General features: G+C 69.2%; 16 protein-coding genes. 11 read left to right on the top strand and 5 right to left on the bottom strand.

Annotation, left to right across the window (positions count from 1 at the left end):
- Positions 1-30 precede the first annotated feature (30 nt).
- Positions 31-1419: a class II 3-deoxy-7-phosphoheptulonate synthase gene (locus LVQ62_RS10560; RefSeq protein WP_233767756.1), complete on the top strand. Its 1389-nt coding sequence runs from the start codon at positions 31-33 to the stop codon at positions 1417-1419.
- Here LVQ62_RS10560 and pknB read toward each other — a convergent pair.
- Complete coding sequence (pknB, locus tag LVQ62_RS10565; RefSeq protein ID WP_233761471.1) at positions 1400-3199, bottom strand: Stk1 family PASTA domain-containing Ser/Thr kinase; 1800 nt, start codon at positions 3197-3199, stop codon at positions 1400-1402. The two genes, LVQ62_RS10560 and pknB, sit on opposite strands and share 20 nt — an antisense overlap.
- A gap of 147 nt (positions 3200-3346) precedes the next feature.
- Between pknB and LVQ62_RS10570 the strand changes: the two genes are divergently transcribed.
- Positions 3347-3706: an Rv2175c family DNA-binding protein gene (locus tag LVQ62_RS10570; protein WP_233761473.1), complete on the top strand. Its 360-nt coding sequence runs from the start codon at positions 3347-3349 to the stop codon at positions 3704-3706.
- Positions 3707-3716: 10 nt separating this feature from the next.
- Here LVQ62_RS10570 and LVQ62_RS10575 read toward each other — a convergent pair whose 3' ends face one another.
- Positions 3717-4799, bottom strand: a complete 1083-nt coding sequence (locus tag LVQ62_RS10575) for a polyprenyl synthetase family protein (protein WP_233761475.1) — start codon at positions 4797-4799, stop codon at positions 3717-3719.
- A gap of 147 nt (positions 4800-4946) precedes the next feature.
- Between LVQ62_RS10575 and metF the strand changes: the two genes are divergently transcribed.
- The 3 genes from metF (at position 4947) to LVQ62_RS10590 (ending at position 7019) form a co-directional block, all read left to right on the top strand.
- Positions 4947-5849: a methylenetetrahydrofolate reductase [NAD(P)H] gene (metF, locus tag LVQ62_RS10580; RefSeq protein WP_255696362.1), complete on the top strand. Its 903-nt coding sequence runs from the start codon at positions 4947-4949 to the stop codon at positions 5847-5849.
- A gap of 93 nt (positions 5850-5942) precedes the next feature.
- Positions 5943-6470, top strand: coding sequence for an SAV_6107 family HEPN domain-containing protein (locus LVQ62_RS10585; RefSeq protein WP_233761477.1), 528 nt, complete (start codon positions 5943-5945; stop codon positions 6468-6470).
- A gap of 99 nt (positions 6471-6569) precedes the next feature.
- Entirely contained in the window at positions 6570-7019 is a 450-nt protein-coding gene (locus LVQ62_RS10590) for a DUF3040 domain-containing protein (RefSeq protein WP_208052270.1), read from the top strand.
- A gap of 15 nt (positions 7020-7034) precedes the next feature.
- On the opposite strand, the gene LVQ62_RS10595 is transcribed toward LVQ62_RS10590, so the two are convergent.
- Positions 7035-7517 carry a DUF456 domain-containing protein gene (locus LVQ62_RS10595; RefSeq protein ID WP_233761479.1) on the bottom strand — a complete coding sequence of 161 codons (483 nt, stop codon included), beginning with the start codon at positions 7515-7517 and terminating at the stop codon, positions 7035-7037.
- A gap of 93 nt (positions 7518-7610) precedes the next feature.
- The gene (locus LVQ62_RS10600; RefSeq protein WP_179481364.1) at positions 7611-7826 is read right to left on the bottom strand and encodes a hypothetical protein; all 216 of its coding nucleotides are present in this window, start codon (positions 7824-7826) and stop codon (positions 7611-7613) included.
- 285 nt (positions 7827-8111) lie between these two features.
- Between LVQ62_RS10600 and LVQ62_RS10605 the strand changes: the two genes are divergently transcribed.
- The 5 genes from LVQ62_RS10605 to LVQ62_RS10620 all read left to right on the top strand — a co-directional run bounded on the left by LVQ62_RS10605 (position 8112) and on the right by LVQ62_RS10620 (position 13892).
- Positions 8112-10235 (top strand): type IIA DNA topoisomerase subunit B, encoded by a 2124-nt coding sequence (locus LVQ62_RS10605; RefSeq protein WP_233761481.1) that lies wholly within the window; start codon positions 8112-8114, stop codon positions 10233-10235.
- A 231-nt stretch (positions 10236-10466) separates the two neighbouring features.
- Positions 10467-11645: a DNA polymerase IV gene (gene dinB / locus LVQ62_RS10610; RefSeq protein ID WP_233761483.1), complete on the top strand. Its 1179-nt coding sequence runs from the start codon at positions 10467-10469 to the stop codon at positions 11643-11645.
- Positions 11646-11862: 217 nt separating this feature from the next.
- Positions 11863-12525, top strand: coding sequence for a DUF5343 domain-containing protein (locus LVQ62_RS10615; RefSeq protein ID WP_233761486.1), 663 nt, complete (start codon positions 11863-11865; stop codon positions 12523-12525).
- A 638-nt stretch (positions 12526-13163) separates the two neighbouring features.
- Complete coding sequence (locus LVQ62_RS17535) at positions 13164-13289, top strand: hypothetical protein (protein WP_255696363.1); 126 nt, start codon at positions 13164-13166, stop codon at positions 13287-13289.
- Positions 13290-13310: 21 nt separating this feature from the next.
- On the top strand, positions 13311-13892 hold the full coding sequence (locus LVQ62_RS10620; RefSeq protein WP_233761488.1) for an HhH-GPD-type base excision DNA repair protein: 582 nt from the start codon (positions 13311-13313) through the stop codon (positions 13890-13892).
- A 67-nt stretch (positions 13893-13959) separates the two neighbouring features.
- Here LVQ62_RS10620 and LVQ62_RS10625 read toward each other — a convergent pair whose 3' ends face one another.
- Positions 13960-15135 carry an AAA family ATPase gene (locus LVQ62_RS10625; protein ID WP_233761490.1) on the bottom strand — a complete coding sequence of 392 codons (1176 nt, stop codon included), beginning with the start codon at positions 15133-15135 and terminating at the stop codon, positions 13960-13962.
- A gap of 146 nt (positions 15136-15281) precedes the next feature.
- On the opposite strand from LVQ62_RS10625, the gene LVQ62_RS10630 reads away from it, so the two are divergent.
- A complete protein-coding gene (locus LVQ62_RS10630; protein WP_233761492.1) occupies positions 15282-15833 on the top strand; it encodes a DinB family protein in 552 nt (183 codons plus the stop codon).
- The last annotated feature ends 46 nt before the right edge of the window (positions 15834-15879 follow it).

Below are 15879 nucleotides of genomic sequence, written 5' to 3' on the forward strand. Positions count from 1 at the left end.
GGGCGCCGTTATTCTTGATCGGTGAGCATCATCAGTCCCACCCTGTCCGCCGCGGCGTCCCACGAGCCCTCGTCCCTGCCGCAGTGGGCCGACCTTCCCGCCGCGCAGCAGCCGCAGTGGCCCGACCAGGACGCCCTGGCGGCCGCTCGGGCCGAGCTGGCTGCCGCGCCCCCGCTGGTGTTCGCCGGTGAGTGCGACGTGCTGCGGCAGCGGCTGGCCGCGGCCTCCCGCGGCGAGGCGTTCCTGCTGCAGGGCGGCGACTGCGCCGAGATGTTCTCCGCCGCGACGGCCGACGGCATCCGCGACCGGATCAAGACGATCCTGCAGATGGCCGCGGTCCTCACCTACGGCGCCAGCACCCCCGTCATCAAGGTGGGTCGGATCGCCGGTCAGTACGCCAAACCGCGCAGCAGCGTCAGCGAGACCCGCGGCGACGTGACGCTGCCGGCGTACCGGGGCGACATGGTCAACGACTTCGCATTCACGCAGGAGTCCCGCACGCCGGACCCGCGGCGCCTGGTGCAGGCGTACCACACGAGCGCGTCCACGCTGAACCTCGTGCGGGCGTTCACCCAGGGCGGTTTCGCCGATCTGCGGCACGTGCACGAGTGGAACCGCGGCTTCATCGCCAACAGCGCCTACGCGCGCTACGAGAGCATCGCCTCCGACATCGACCGCGCGATGAAGTTCATGGCCGCGTGCGGCGCCGACTTCGACGCGCTGCGCGCCGTGGAGTTCTTCGCCAGCCACGAAGCGCTGCTGCTGGACTACGAGAAGCCGCTCACCCGTATCGACAGCCGCACCGGCAACCCGTACGCCGTGTCCGGGCACTTCCTGTGGGTCGGCGAACGCACCCGCCAGCTGGACGGTGCGCATCTGGACTTCGTCTCCCGCATCCACAACCCGATCGGCATGAAGGTCGGACCGACCGCCGACCCCGACGAGCTGATGCGGGTCATCGACAAGCTCGACCCCGAGCGCGAGCCCGGCCGACTCACCTTCATCACCCGGATGGGCGCGGGCAAGATCCACGACGCGCTGCCGCGGATCGTGGAGCGGGTGACCTCCGAGGGCGCCAAGGTCGTCTGGGTCTGCGACCCGATGCACGGCAACACCTTCGAGTCCTCGACCGGCTACAAGACCCGGGAGTTCGACGACATCATCGCGGAGGTGCAGGGATTCTTCGAGGTGCATCAGGGCCTTGGCACCATCCCCGGCGGCATCCACGTCGAGCTCACCGGCACCGACGTCACCGAATGCCTCGGCGGGTCCGAGAAGATCCTGGCCGGTGACCTGGAGAAGCGCTACGAGACGGCGTGTGACCCGCGGCTGAACCACCAGCAGAGCCTGGAGCTGGCGTTCCTCGTGGCGCAGATGCTGAGCGCCCGCGCCGAAGGGCTCACACGACCGACAGTGTGACGGTGCTGCCCTTGCGCACCCTGGTGCCCGGCGAGGGGTCGCTCGCCCGGACGTCGTTGAACAACCCGCCGAAGAATCGGTTGATCGTGACCTTGAGCCCGAGCGCCTCCAGCGCGGCCTTCGCCTTCTGACTGGTCTGGCCGGTCACGTCGGGGACGGTGATCAGCTCCGGGCCCTTGGAGATGACGAGGGAGACGCTGTCACCGCGGTAGCCGGTGCCGGTCGAGGGAGTCTGGCTGATGACGTCTCCCTGGGCGACGGTGTCGCTGAACTGCTGGGTGCCCTGCTGCACGGTGAAGCCGAGCCCGTTCAGCGTGCTCGTGGCGTCGCTGCCGGAGACGCCGACGACGTTCGGGATCGCGATGGGCTCCCGGCCCTTGCTGACCACCAGGGCGACCTGGGTGCCTCGCTTGAGTGAGGCACCCGCTGCTGGATTCGAGCTGATCACCCTTCCGGCCGGCACCGTCTCGCTGTAGCCGTCGCCCACCGTGCCGAGCGCAAGGTGGGCCGCGGTGAGCGCAGCCTGGGCCTGCGCCTGGGTGTTCCCGACGAGCGTGGGCACCTCGTGCCGTTCGGGCCCGCGGGACACCTGAAGCGTGACCGAGCCGATCCGGCGTACCTGCGATCCCGCGCCCGGCTCGCTCGCGACCACCGCGCCCTTGGGGACTGATTCGCTGTAGACCTCGCGCACCGCGCTGTCCAGGTGGTGGGCGTGCAACGCGGCGAGCGCTGCGCCCTGCTGACGACCGACGACGTCGGGCACCTTCTCCTCGCCGAGCGGGCCGGCGGTGAAGAGCCAGCCGCCCGCCACGATGAGCGCGAGCACCAGGACGCCGACCACGGCGAGGACGAAGGGTCGAGCACCCCGTCGGCGCGACGTGCCCGAGAGCGCCGCCGGCGAGCCGTCGTACCTGCCGAGCGCGTGGGTGCTGTCGGTGCCGAGCCGTGAGGTGTGGGCGACCTGAGGGTCCGACCCGTCGCCCCTCGCGGCCGGCAACGCATCGAGCTGGTCGGGGCTCAGACTGCGCTGGGCGGCCTGCAGGTGCTCCAGCATCTCCGCCGCGTCCGCCGGGCGCTCGTCGGGGTCGGTCGCCGTCGCGTGGGCGATGAACTCGTCCAGCACCGGCGGGACGGTGGGCACGACCGCCCCCGCGCGGGGGACCGTGCCGTGCACGTGCTGGTAGGCGACGTGGATGGGGGAGTCGCCCGGGAACGCCTTCGCGCCGGTCAGCATCTCGTAGACCAGCAGGCCGACCGTGTAGACGTCGGAGCGTTCGCTCGCCGTGCCGGTCTCGACCTGCTCGGGCGCCAGGTACGCCGCCGTACCGAACATCACGCTGGCGTCCGTGCTGAACGTGTGGGTCGTCACTGCTCGGGCGAGGCCGAAGTCGACCACCTTGACCGTGCCGTCGTCGCGCAGCAGGACGTTCTCGGGCTTGATGTCGCGGTGCACGATGCCGGCGCGGTGGGCGACGGCGATCGCCGCGAGGATGCCGCCTGCGATGTCGAGGGTGCGGCGGGCCGACAGGGGCGCAGAGGCGCGCAGCAGTTCGCGCAGCGTGGTGCCCTCCACCAGCTCCATCGCGATGAAGACGTACTGCTCGTCCTGGCCCTGGTCGGTGACGGCCACGATGTTGGGGTGCGACAGCCGGGCGGCGGACCGCGCCTCGCGACGGAACCGCTCGACGAACGCCTCATCACGGGCCAGATCTGGGCGCATGATCTTCAGGGCGACGTGCCGGTCCAGTCGCTCGTCGAGGGCGACGTAGACGGACCCCATCCCCCGTCGGCGAGGTGGTGCAGCACCTGGTACCGCCCGTCGACGCGGCGGCCGACGAGAGACGGCGATGCGGTGGGCGGCACCGTCGCAGTCTACGAAGCGACCATGTGGGTCATCGGGAGGCGCGGCGCATGGGAAACTGGCGCCATGGCTGATCTGGAGGACCTGGTGGGGGAGTGGCTCTCGGTGCCGGAGGTGGCCGAGGCGATCGGGCTGCGCCAGCGACAGGTGCGCAAGATGATCACCGACGGCGAGTTGCTCTCGCACCGCGTCGGCCCCAACGCCGCGATCGGCGTGCCTGCGGCGTTCGTCCGGGACGGGGAGATCCTGCCCTCGCTGCAGGGCACGGTCACGGTCCTGCGCGACGCGCGCCTGCCGGATGAGGAGGCGCTGGAGTGGCTGTTCACCCCGGACGAGACGCTTCCGCTGCCGGGGGCGCCCATCCACATGCTGCTGGCGGGTCGCAAGGCCGAGATCCGCAAGCGCGCGAGCGAACTGGCTTTCTGACCCGCCCCGGTCAGGAGTCGCGCGCTGTCGCGACGTCGATCAGATCGTGCAGGACCACGGCGGACTCGTCGTCGAGCACGGCACCGCGCAACTGCTCCCGCGCGACGAGCACCCGCTCCTGGATCATTCCTTCGACCCGGTCGACCGCACCCGAGCGTTTGCACAGGTCGCGCAGCCACGCCACCTGCTCCTCGTCCAGGTCCGGCGACCCGAAGAGCGCCGTGAACCGGCTCAGATCCGCCGGGGCGACGTCATCGAGCGCGAAGGCGACGAGCGCCGTGCGCTTGCCCTCGAGCAGGTCGTCCCCGGCCGGTTTGCCCGTCTGCTCGGGGTCGCCGAAGACCCCGAGCAGGTCGTCGCGCAGCTGGAAGGCGTCGCCGAGGGCCGTTCCGTACGCCGCGAGCGCCGAGCGCGTCGAGGCGTCGACCCCGGCGCAGTCGGCTCCGATCAGCAGCGGTTGGACCACGGTGTAGTTGGCGCTCTTGTAACGAACGACGCGAAGCGCTTCCTCAATCCGCTGATCGGTGGTGAGCGTCGCCCAGTCGCGCACCGAGTCGAGCACGTCGAGGAACTGGCCGCCCATCAGCTGCGTACGCATCGCGCCGAACTGGTCCCGGCCGCGGGCGAGCTCGGCGTGCGGCAGACCGCTGCCCACGAACAGCTCATCGGTCCACACCAGGCACAGGTCCCCGGCGAGGATGGCCCCGGCGTTGCCGAAGTCCTCGCCGTCGCCCTCCCAGCCCTCGCGGGCGTGGCGCGCGGCGAGGCGGCGGTGCGCGGTCGGCATACCCCGTCGCGTGTCGGAATGGTCCATCACGTCGTCGTGGATGAGTGCCGCCGCCTGGAACATCTCCATCGACGTGGCGACCTGGACCAGGGCGTCGCTGTCGCGCCCGCCGGCCGCGCGGTAGCCCCAGTAGAGGAATGCCGCGCGCAGTCGCTTGCCTCCGCGCAGGAGCTGGAAGATCCCGTCGGACAACTCGGCGACGTCGGGTCCGAGCGGCGCGAGCACGTCGCGCTGACGCGCCTGCGCGGTGTCGAGCACCGCCTGCACCCGGACGCGCAGATCCGCGACATCCAACGGGTCCGGCACGGGCTGTCCTTCCGGTGGATCTTGCGGGCTGTTGTCCCGCAGCGTAGTTGGCGCACGCACCTCTATCATCGTCGCATGTCAGAGGCCGTTCCCGGACGCTTACCCCCTCGGCCCGGCGAGCATGCGCGCCGGACCGTCGGCGCGCGCGTGAGCATCCCCGATCTGCTGTCCGCCGGGCCGCCCAGCTTCAGCTTCGAGTTCATGCCGCCCCGCGACGAGGCGGGCGAGGCCGTGTTGTGGGAGTCGATCCGCAGGCTGGAGCAGGTGCGCCCGTCGTTCGTGTCGGTCACCTACGGCGCGGGGGGTTCGACCCGCGACGGCACCGTGCGGGTGACCGGCCGCATCCAGCGGGAGACCACCCTCACGACGATGGCGCACCTGACCTGTGTCGGGTCCTCGCTGGCATCGCTGCGGCAGGTGGTCGGGGAGTACGCCGACGCCGGCATCCGCAACATCCTGGCGCTGCGCGGTGATCCCGCCGGCGGCCTCGGCACCCCGTGGACCGCGCACCCGGAGGGCCTGGACCACGCGGATCAGCTCGTCGGCCTCATCGGATCGCTCGGCTCGTTCACGGTGGGTGTCGCGGCCTTTCCTGACAAGCACCCGGAGTCGCACAGCCTCGAGGACGACGCCGACGCGCTGGTGCGCAAGGCCGACGCCGGCGCGTCGTTCGCCATCACCCAGATGGTCACCGACGTGGATGCCTATCTGCGGCTGCGCGACCTCGTCGCCGCGCGCGGGCGGGATCTACCGATCGTGCCGGGCCTGATGCCCGTGACCTACGCGAGCCAGTTGGAGCGGATGACCAAGCTCAACGGTCAGCCGCTCGCGGCCGACGTCGTACGCCGGATCGAGCAGGTCGCGCACGACAAGGAAGCAGTGCGACGGGTCGGTGTGGCGATCTGCACCGAGCACGCCGACCGGTTGCTCGACGAGGGCGCGCCGGGCATCCACTTCATCACGATGAACCGGTCGACCGCGACGCTGGAGGTCTATCGCAACCTGGCGTCGGGCAGGAGCGCCGTGCCGGTCGGCGTCGTCTCGGGCTAGGGCCCCGCCCGGCACGTCGGCGGGCATTGCTGCTGTCGGTGACACGGCATAGAGTCGTCGAACATACGTTCGATACGACGAAGCGAGGCCGTCATGCCCAGCACATCGACCATGCCCATCACCCCCGACGCCCCCACCCTCTCCCGCCCTGCGCGAAGTCCCGCGCCGCGCAGTGTCCCGCCTGCCGCCCACAGCGCCGGCGGAGCGTCGTCGGTGGCGGTGCTGGAGCTCGTCGACCGCGCACGCGAGGCACTCCTGGAGGCGTGCCACAGCAACGGCACCACCGAGCGCTACGCGCTGGCCCAGCTCGGCGCGCTGCGAGCGGCCACCGCCCTGGTGGCGAACCGGATCTCGACGCGACGGGGGTCGGCCCGCCGCGACGTGTGGACCACGCTCGTCGCCGGCGTCCCGGAGCTCACCGAATGGGCTGAGTTCTTCGCCGTCACCAGTGCGCGGGGGAGCGAACGCGGAGCGCGGGCGGGCACATCTGACGGCCCGGGAGGCCGACGATCTGGTGCGTCAGGCGGAGATGTTCCTGGAGCTGGTCCTGTCCCGGCTGGGGCTGCCGATGTACACACCCCTTCCGGGGTACGTCAGCCCGCTCCGACGGCCGTAGGATGAGGAGGAAAAGGTGTCCCGCCCCATTCGCAGACGCATGTGGGATGCGACACTTATTCTTGGGTCCATGGTCCGCGATGGCCCTTCGCGAACTTCTTGCCCATGACGAATCGTCGGGAGGTCACCGTGCCGCTCTCCGAGCGCGAGCAGCGTCTGCTCGAACAGATGGAAGAGGCGTTGAGCGCCGATGATCCCAAGTTCGCGTCGCATATGGTGGCCGACCCTGCTCGGGCCCGTGCCCGACGGCGACTCGCCCTGGGCGCGGTCCTGTTGGTCGTCGGTGTCGCCACCCTCGTGGCCGGCATCCTCATCCGAGTGGTCCCGGTGGGTGCGCTCGGTTTCGCGGTGATGGTGGGTGCCGCCGCGTACGCAGTGAGCCCGACCGGCCCCGGTGGACCCTCGCTCGGATCGGTGCAGCCCGATGGCGGGGTGCAGCGGCTGAACCGGCGTCGTCGGCGCCGGTCCGCAGGGCGCGGCAACGGACCACAGGGCGGCTTCATGCAACGGGTCGAGCAGCGGTGGGAACGCCGTCGAGGCGGCTCCGGCTGGTAGGACGCCCTCCCCGCATCAGCGGGTGAGCAGCAGGCCGCACACCCACAGCACGGCGATTGCCGTAGCTGTCGACAGTTCGATCCCCACGCTCATCAAAACCGCCCGCACGGCGGCCGCCGTGGCTCGCCGCGCAGCGACGGCATCCCGTAGACGGGCGTGCTCGGCCACGTAGACCCCGATTACGAAGCCCAGCGCGAGTCCGACGTACGGGATCACGAAGAACCCCACGATGGCACACACGGTCCCGACCAGCGTGGTGGCCCGGGGGACACCGGCGGAGCTGAGGCGCCGACCGGGCAGCAGGTACTTGCACGTCCAGCCGACCAGCGCGAGCACGACGCTCCCCCCGAAGATCGACCATGCCGTGGCTCCGCAGGTCGTCGCCGACCAGAGCAGCACGCCCGCCACGCACAGCAGCGTCCCCGGCAACACCGGGATCAGCACCCCGAGCGTCCCGACGACGATCAGCACCGCGGCGAGGACGGTGGCGGTCTGCATGACGTGCCTTTCTCATCGGACATGACGACGCCCGCCCCGCGGATGCGGAGCGGGCGTGTCGGTGGCCGGGGACGGTGACCGTCCCGCGGCCGATCAGACCTGCGGTGTCGAGGGGGTCTCGTCGAGACGCTCGGTCTCGTCGACGACCTCGAGGGCGACGGCGCGCAACTTGTCGATGTGCTCACGACCGTGGTGCGCGCAGAAGAGCAACTCGTGGTCTTCGGCGAGGCGTGCACGGATGAAGGCCTGGGCGCCGCACCGGTCACACCGGTCGGCCGCTGTCAGAGTCGGGGCGAAGGCTGTTGCCATGGTCGTTCATCCTTTCGTCGGGACGCCTGTGGGCGCCTACGGCGGTTGGCCCACGTGGGCCGCGTACCTAGGACGTCATTCGAAGCCGAGATGTTCCCGGATCGGGTTTCGCCTTTCGACACGATCAACAGTCAAGCATGCAATGCCATTCCCCAGTGGTAGCTGACCCGCGTGTGGTGCGCATCACCTGTCACCGGGCCGGGATAGCCTGCCCGCCAGTAGCTCTCGACGAGCAGATTCCAAGGACACGAGACCGCGGCGCGACCGCGGGCGGAGGAGTGGCGGGTGGCAGGCAGTAAGCAGGGCGTGGACCGGGCCGGTGACTATTCGGCGCGGCACCTGCAGGTCCTCGAGGGTCTGGAGGCGGTCCGCAAGCGGCCGGGCATGTACATCGGCTCCACCGATTCGCGCGGCCTCATGCACTGCCTGTGGGAGATCATCGACAATTCGGTCGACGAGGTGCTGAACGGGCACGGCGACCGCATCGACGTGGTGCTGCACCAGGACGGGTCCGTGCAGGTCGTCGACCGGGGCCGCGGTATCCCCGTCGACGCCGAACCGCGCACCGGGTTGTCCGGCGTCGAGGTCGTGATGACCAAGCTGCACGCGGGCGGCAAGTTCGGCGGCAGCTCCTACACCGCCACCGGCGGACTGCACGGCGTCGGTGCGTCGGTCGTCAACGCGCTGTCCAGCAGGCTGGACATCGAGATCGACCGTGACGGCAAGACCCACGCGATGAGCTTCCGGCGCGGTGAGCCCGGTGTCTTCGACGACAAAGCGGGCACCGGTCCGGGCAGCCCGTTCACGCCGTTCGTCGACCGCAGCGAGCTGCGGGTGGTGGGCAAGGTCAAGCGGGGCGTGACCGGCACCCGGATCCGCTACTGGGCCGACCATCAGGTGTTCCCCAAGGACACCCACTTCGACGACACGGTGCTCGCGGCGCGCGCACGGCAGACCTCGTTCCTCATCCCTGGTCTACGGGTGGTCATCCGCGACGAACGACGCCTGGCCGGCACCCCCGGCGCGGACGGGCCGCACGAGGAGATCTACCACCACGACGGCGGTATCTCGGAGTTCACCGACTTCCTGGCTCCGGACACTCCGCTGACCGGCACCTGGCGCCTGCAGGGATCGGGCACATTCACCGAGACGGTGCCGGTGCTCGACGAGCTCGGTCACATGAGCTCCCAGGAGGTGGAGCGCGAGGCCGTCGTCGACGTGGCGCTGCGCTGGGGCAGCGGCTACGAGACCACCGTGTCCTCGTTCGTCAACATCGTGGCGACCCCCAAAGGCGGCACGCACATCGCCGGTTTCGAGCAGGGCCTGGTCAAGGCGTTCCGCAAGCAGCTGGAGGCCAACGCCCGCAGGCTGAAGATCGGCTCGGACAAGCCGGAGAAGGACGACATGATGGCGGGCCTCACCGCGGTCGTCACCGTGCGCCTGGCCGAGCCGCAGTTCGAGGGGCAGACCAAGGAGATCCTCGGCACCTCGGCCGTGCGCGCCATCGTCGCGAAGGTCGTGGAGACCCAACTGAGCGCCACTCTCAGCGCCACGACCCGCGACCTCAAGACGCAGTCCGCGCAGCTGCTGGAGAAGGTGGTCTCCGAGATGAAGGCGCGCATCAGCGCGCGCACCATGAAGGAGACCCAGCGCCGCAAGACCGCACTGGAGAGCTCGTCGCTGCCGGGCAAGCTGAAGGACTGCCGTTCCACCGACGTGGAGCGCACCGAGCTGTTCATCGTCGAGGGCGACAGCGCGCTCGGCACCGGGCTGGCCGCCCGCGACTCGGAGTACCAGGCGCTCCTGCCGATCCGGGGCAAGATCCTCAACGTGCAGAAGGCCTCGGTCGGCGACATGCTGAAGAACGCCGAGTGCGCCGCGATCATCCAGGTCATCGGTGCGGGGTCCGGGCGCAGCTTCGAGGTCGAGGCCGCCCGCTATGGCAAGGTCATCCTGATGACCGACGCCGACGTCGACGGCGCGCACATCCGCACCCTGCTGCTCACTCTGTTCTTCCGCTACATGCGCCCCCTGGTCGAGGCCGGCAAGGTGTACGCCGCCGTACCTCCGCTGCACCGCATCGAGACCACCGCGCAGGGCCGTTCCAAGGGTGAGGTGCTCTACACCTACTCAGAGGCGCAGATGCGCCAGACCATCGGGCAGCTGCAGAAGCGCGGGCGGACCATCAAGACGCCGCAGCGCTACAAGGGCCTCGGCGAGATGGACGCCGACCAGCTCGCCGAGACCACGATGGAGCCGCGGCACCGGATGCTGCGCCGCGTCACGATGGCGGACGCGGAGAAGGCCGAGTCGGTCTTCGACCTGCTGATGGGCAGCGATGTGGCGCCGCGCAAGGACTTCATCGTCGACTCGGCCGCTGCGCTGGACAAGGAACGCATCGACGTCTGAGCGCGGTTGTCAGCGCCTTCCTGGTGCCGACGCCAGGAATCTGCTGACGACCGCGGGGCTCAGCCGGCGGTGCACGGTCCGGTAGGGCAGCGAGGCCACCAGGACCGGTGGGGCCGCACCGTCCGTTCGGACGGCCCGACGGTCATCGGATCGGGTCGGGACGTCGTCACGATCCGGCAGAGGATCGGCACCGGTCTGGCGCCTGGCCTGCGGGGGTGCGAACATGTGTTCGTGTCCATCCTGCACGCCGACCTGGACTCGTTCTACGCCTCGGTCGAGCAGCGCGACGACCCGTCGCTGCGCGACCGCCCGATGGCGGTGGGCGGGGGCATCCTGCTCGCGGCCAGCTACGAGGCCAAGGCCTGCGGCGTGCGGACGGCGATGAGCGAGCGGGTGGCGCGCGGTCTGTGCCCGGATCTGGTGGTGGTGCCACCGCGGATGAGCGCGTACACCCAGGCCAGTCGGGCTGTGTTCGAGGTGTTCAACGACATCACGCCGGTGGTCGAGGGGATCTCCATCGACGAGGCGTTCCTGGACGTCGGGGGACTACGGCGCCTCGTGGGACCACCGGAGCTGATCGCGCGCACGGTGCGGTCGCGGGTGCGCTCCGAGGTCGGGCTGCCGATCTCGGTGGGGGTCGCGCAGACCAAGTTCGTCGCGAAGATCGCGAGCGCGGTGTCCAAACCCGACGGGCTGCTCGTCGTACCGGCAGGTGGTGAGACCGCGTTCCTGCATCCGCTGCCGATCGAGCGGCTGTGGGGCGTGGGCAAGGTGACGTCCGCCAAGTTGCACGCGCGCGGGATCGCGACGATCGGCCAGCTCGCGGCCGCGCAGGAGGACGCCGTGGTGGGGGAGCTGGGCGCCGCAGCGGGTCACCACCTGTGGGCGCTGGCGAACGTCCGCGACCCGCGACCGGTGATGCCCGGGCGTCGGCGCCGGTCGATGGGTGCCCAACGGGCGATCGGCGGACGGCCGCGCACCGGCGACGAGCTCGACGAGATCCTGATGGGACTCGCCGAGAAGGTGTGCGGGCGGCTGCGCGACTCGGGGCGGTGGGGACCGACGTTCACCCTGCGGCTGCGCCTCGCCGACTTCAACCGGATCACCCGCTCGCGCACCCTGCCGCTGCCGTCGGCGGCCACCCAGACGTTCCTGCGGGTCGGTCGGGAGCTGCTGGAGCAGGTGTCGCCACTCATTGCAGACCGGGGGATCACGCTGCTGGGCATCACGATCGCCGGTCTGACGACTCCTGATCGGTTGCAGCCCATGCTGCCGTTCGACGCGGTCGAATCCGGTCGGGTCGATCAGACGCTGGATGAGATCCGGGAGCGTTTCGGCAACACGGCGCTCACCCGCGGCGTGCACGTCGGGCGGTCGGGCGGCTGGGAGATGCCGAGACTGCCGGAGTGAGGACGCCTATCCTCTGCGGATATGGCGACGCTGCGGATTGCCCAGGACGAGCGCGCGGACGAACTGCTCAGCACCCCGACCCGTTCGCGGTGCTCATCGGGATGCTACTAGTCCACAAATCGCCAAGCACGACGCGACTGTTCCCAACCCTTGGGCCCCGGAAGAGACATGAACCTCTCAGCGGACATTGTGCGCGAACGCATAGTAGCCTCTTGTTATGACGACCTATCCATTCACCCGTTCGACAGGTAAGTTCCCAAGCTTCGTTGAGAAGCTCTGCTCGGTCGGCACCCCGAGCAAGGTGGACCACAAGTTCGTCGCCTCGATGGGCTTTAAGTCGTCACACGACCGCGCTTTCCCGTCCGTCTTAAAGAAGGCTGGCCTCTTGGACAATTCTGGGGTGCCGACGGATGCATACAAGAAGGGTCTGCGCGGCGGTGAGGCTGGAAAATCGATCGTGGCCGAGGCCATCCGCAACGGATACGCAGAACTGTTCGAGGTGTATCCCGATGCGAATAGTGCGTCCGATGACGACATTGCGAGCTTCATTCGTGTGCACTCGGATCTTGATGAGACGGGTGTATCTCTGGCCGTCAAGACATTCAAGATTCTGTGCCAGTTCGGCGATTTTTCCTCCATAGTCTCTTCGAATCCAGACGGTGGGTCGACTAACGCCCAGACCGATAAGGCGCAAGCCGCAGCGTCGAAGCCACAAGCGCAGCCATCTGCTGTGCAGACTACCCCGGCTGCTCACCAGAACGTTACAATTAACGTAAACATCGAGCTAAGCGTCGAGGCCACGAAGGATGCAGAGGTTTACGACGCATTCTTTAGCGCGATGGCTCGCCATTTAAAGGATCTCGGTGGAAGTTCCGAGTAGTCCGCGTCGCGTCGCCGAGTGGGCCGCGGATTTAAACCAGGAGCTCCAAGGAATCCTAGCGAGCAGTGAGTCTTCTAAACATCGAGTTATCAGCCTGCATGCTTCGCACAAGAATCTGACCTCGCTGTCGATCAAGCAAGACTCCCTTCTTAGGGAAGCGCTAGGGTGCGCTGGGCGCGGCTACTATCGCGCCGCACACGTTCTGGCATGGGTCGCTTTGGTTGATTACTGTCGAAACTGGGCGGTCGAGCCTAGCCGAGTAGACACGCTATTGGCAGCCCGCCCCAAGTGGAAGATCAGCCTTCCGGGCGATTTTAGTGAATTTACCGACTATGCACTATTCGATGCGTTAAAAGCTGCCAGTCTCGTAAGCGGTAACACATGTAAGGCACTTCAGGGATTACTTAATAAGCGAAACGAATGTGCCCATCCCGATGAGTACGAACCGGGTCTCAACGACACCCTCGGGTACCTTGAAGAGGTAATGAAGCGAATCAAAGCGCTCGGATAGGCCGCGGAAGAGCAGGTCATGGTGCGCAAGCTTTGGATGAGGTGTTCGGACGAGCTCACTATGTTGGGGTGACCCAGGCGTTCAGGAGCGAGCAAGGTTTCTCGACTGCCCGCTGCCGTTCGACGCGGTGGAGTCCGGGCGGGTCGACCAGACCCTCGACGAGATCAGGGAACGCTTCGGCAACACGGCGTTCACCCGCGGCGTGCACGTGGGGCGGGCGCGCGGCTGGGAGATGCCCCAACTGCCGGACTGAGGGCGCCTATCCTCTGCGGATATGACGACGCTGCGGATTGCCCAGGACGAGCGCGCGGACGAGCTGCTCAGCACCGACCCGTTCGCGCTGCTCATCGGGATGCTGCTGGACCAGCAGTATCCGATGGAGCACGCGTTCCGCGGCCCGGCCAAGATCGTGGACCGGTTCGGCTCGCTGGACCCAGCGCTCATCGCCAATCAGGACCCCGAAGCGTGGGCCGACCTGTGCTCCACCCCGCCCGCCATCCACCGCTACGGGCGTTCGATGGCCGGCCGGGTGCAGGCGCTCGCGGTCGTCGTACGCGACGAGTACGACGGCGACGCCTCCCGGCTGTGGACGACCGCCGGTGATGCGACCGAGCTGCTGCGCCGCCTGCAGGCGCTGCCCGGGTTCGGCCAGCAGAAGGCGCGGATCTTCGCGGCCCTGCTCGGCAAGCAGCTCGACGTCCGGCCGGCGGGATGGCGTGAGGCGATCGGCCCGTACGCGGAGGACGGCAGCCGCCGCTCGGTCGCGGACGTCGTCGGGCCCGAATCGCTGCAGCAGGTGCGCGACTTCAAGAAGGCGGCGAAGAAGCAGGCGAAGGCCGCGGCAGCCGGCGACTGAGCGTCCGCGGTCGCACGTGCACCGATCGACGTAACCGCGGACACCCGCCACTCATCGTCGGTTCGGGTCAGCGGCGCGGCCACTCCCAGGCCGGGGTGGTCAACATCCCGAGGTCAGGCAGCCGGGTCTGCCCGTCGGTCTTGTCCAGCCGCAACCGCCCGACCTGGGCGGAGCCGGCGTTCTCGATGCAGGTGGCGAGGTCGGACGCATGCGTCACCACGACGAGCTGGGTGTGGGCGGCGGCTGCGGCCATCAACGCGCCGAGCGCCGGGTAGAGGTCGGGATGCAGACTGGTCTCGGGTTCGTTGAGCACCATCAACGAGGGCGGGCGCAGGCTCAGCAGCGCGGCGGCGAGCATCAGGAACCGCAGGGTGCCGTCGGACAGCTCGGCTGCCCCGAGCACCCGCAGCATGCCCGGCTGATGCAGCCCCACGGAGAAGACGCCGTCCCGCGACTCGATCATGAGCCGGGAACCGGTGAACGCGTCCTGCACGACGTCCTGCAGCAGATCGCCGTGGCCGAACTCGACGATGGTCCGCAGGGCCGCGGCGAGGTCGCCACCGTCCGACGCCAGGACCGGGGTGCGTGTGCCGACCTGCGGCAGTCGAGCCGGAGCACCCGGGTCGGTGCGCAGATGATCGTAGAAACGCCACTCCCGCAACGTGTCACGTAGACCCAGCACCTCCGGAGCACTCGCCCCGTCCGCGACCTCGGACAGCACGCTGCGGTGCCCGGGGACGGGATACGGCAGGTCGTGCCAGGTGCCGTCGCGCACCCGCACCACCTGCCGGTTGCGGTCTACCAGGAGTCCCGACGGCTTGGGGAACGCCCCGGCGAATACCCACTCCCGTTTGAGCACCGGATCCTGGCGGAACATCGAGTCCTCGCCGACGTCCATCGGAGTGGGCAGCCCGAGGTCCGCCGCGTACCCGACCCCGTCGCCGGAGAAGCCCAGCCGCAGCGCGACGGGCCCCTTGCGTCGGGTGCCCTGCGCCGGGTGTCCGGCCGCGTGCGCGGCGCCGGAGCCGAACTCCGGACCGGCCCACAGCACGGCCCCCAGGCCGCCCTCCCGTGCCAGGGCGTTGATCGCGCTGTCGGTCGCCAGGCCGCTGATCAGGCGCAGCGCCCGGTAGACGTTGGACTTGCCGCTGCCGTTGGGCCCGGTGACCACGTCGAGACCGGTCAGGGGCAGCACCAGGTCGCGGATGGAGCGATAGCCCGAGATGGCGACGGTGTGCAGCACGCGGGCATGCTCGCACCGGCCGCCGACAGCCCGGTCGGCATGCGACCGGTCGGCGAGTGTCCGCAGTTCCGTGCCGACGGGTGCACGAAAGTGCGGACACTCGCAGCCCCGGGGACATGTCCGCGCCCGGACCTAGGGTCTCGGCCATGACCACCACGCCGGACTCGCACGATGCGCGAGTCGATCCGCCGCACGCCGCGAGCGAGTTCGAGACGCTCCTCGGCTTCCTCGACTACCACCGCGACACCCTGATGCTGAAGGTCGACGGCCTGTCGCCGGCCCAGCTGCAGGCGACCCACCCGCCCTCCACACTCACGCTGGGCGGTCTGATGGCACACCTGGCGCTCGTGGAGGACAACTGGAGCGGTGAGGTGCTGCTCGGCGCCGACCCGGTCGAGCCCTGGGCGTCCGCTGACTGGGACGGCGACAGCGACTGGGAGATGACGACCGCGGCAGGCAAGAGCGTGCAGCAACTGCAGGCTCAATACGCCGAGTCCAGGTCGCGCAGCGACGCCGTTCTGCGCGAGCTGGCGGCCTCGCCGACCGCTCTGGACACGTTGAGCGCACGACCGAGCCGTCGTACCGGAGAGCTCTTCTCGCTGCGCTGGGTCATCCTGCATCTGATCGAGGAGTACGCCCGGCACAACGGGCATGCCGACCTGATCCGCGAGTCGGTCGACGGCGTCACCGGCGAGTGAGTGTCCGCACTTTCGCGCAGACGTGTGCACGAAAGTGCGGACACTC

Origin of the sequence: Allobranchiibius sp. GilTou73 (genome assembly GCF_021391335.1) — a bacterium.
Classification (GTDB): Bacteria; Actinomycetota; Actinomycetes; order Actinomycetales; family Dermatophilaceae; genus Allobranchiibius; species Allobranchiibius huperziae.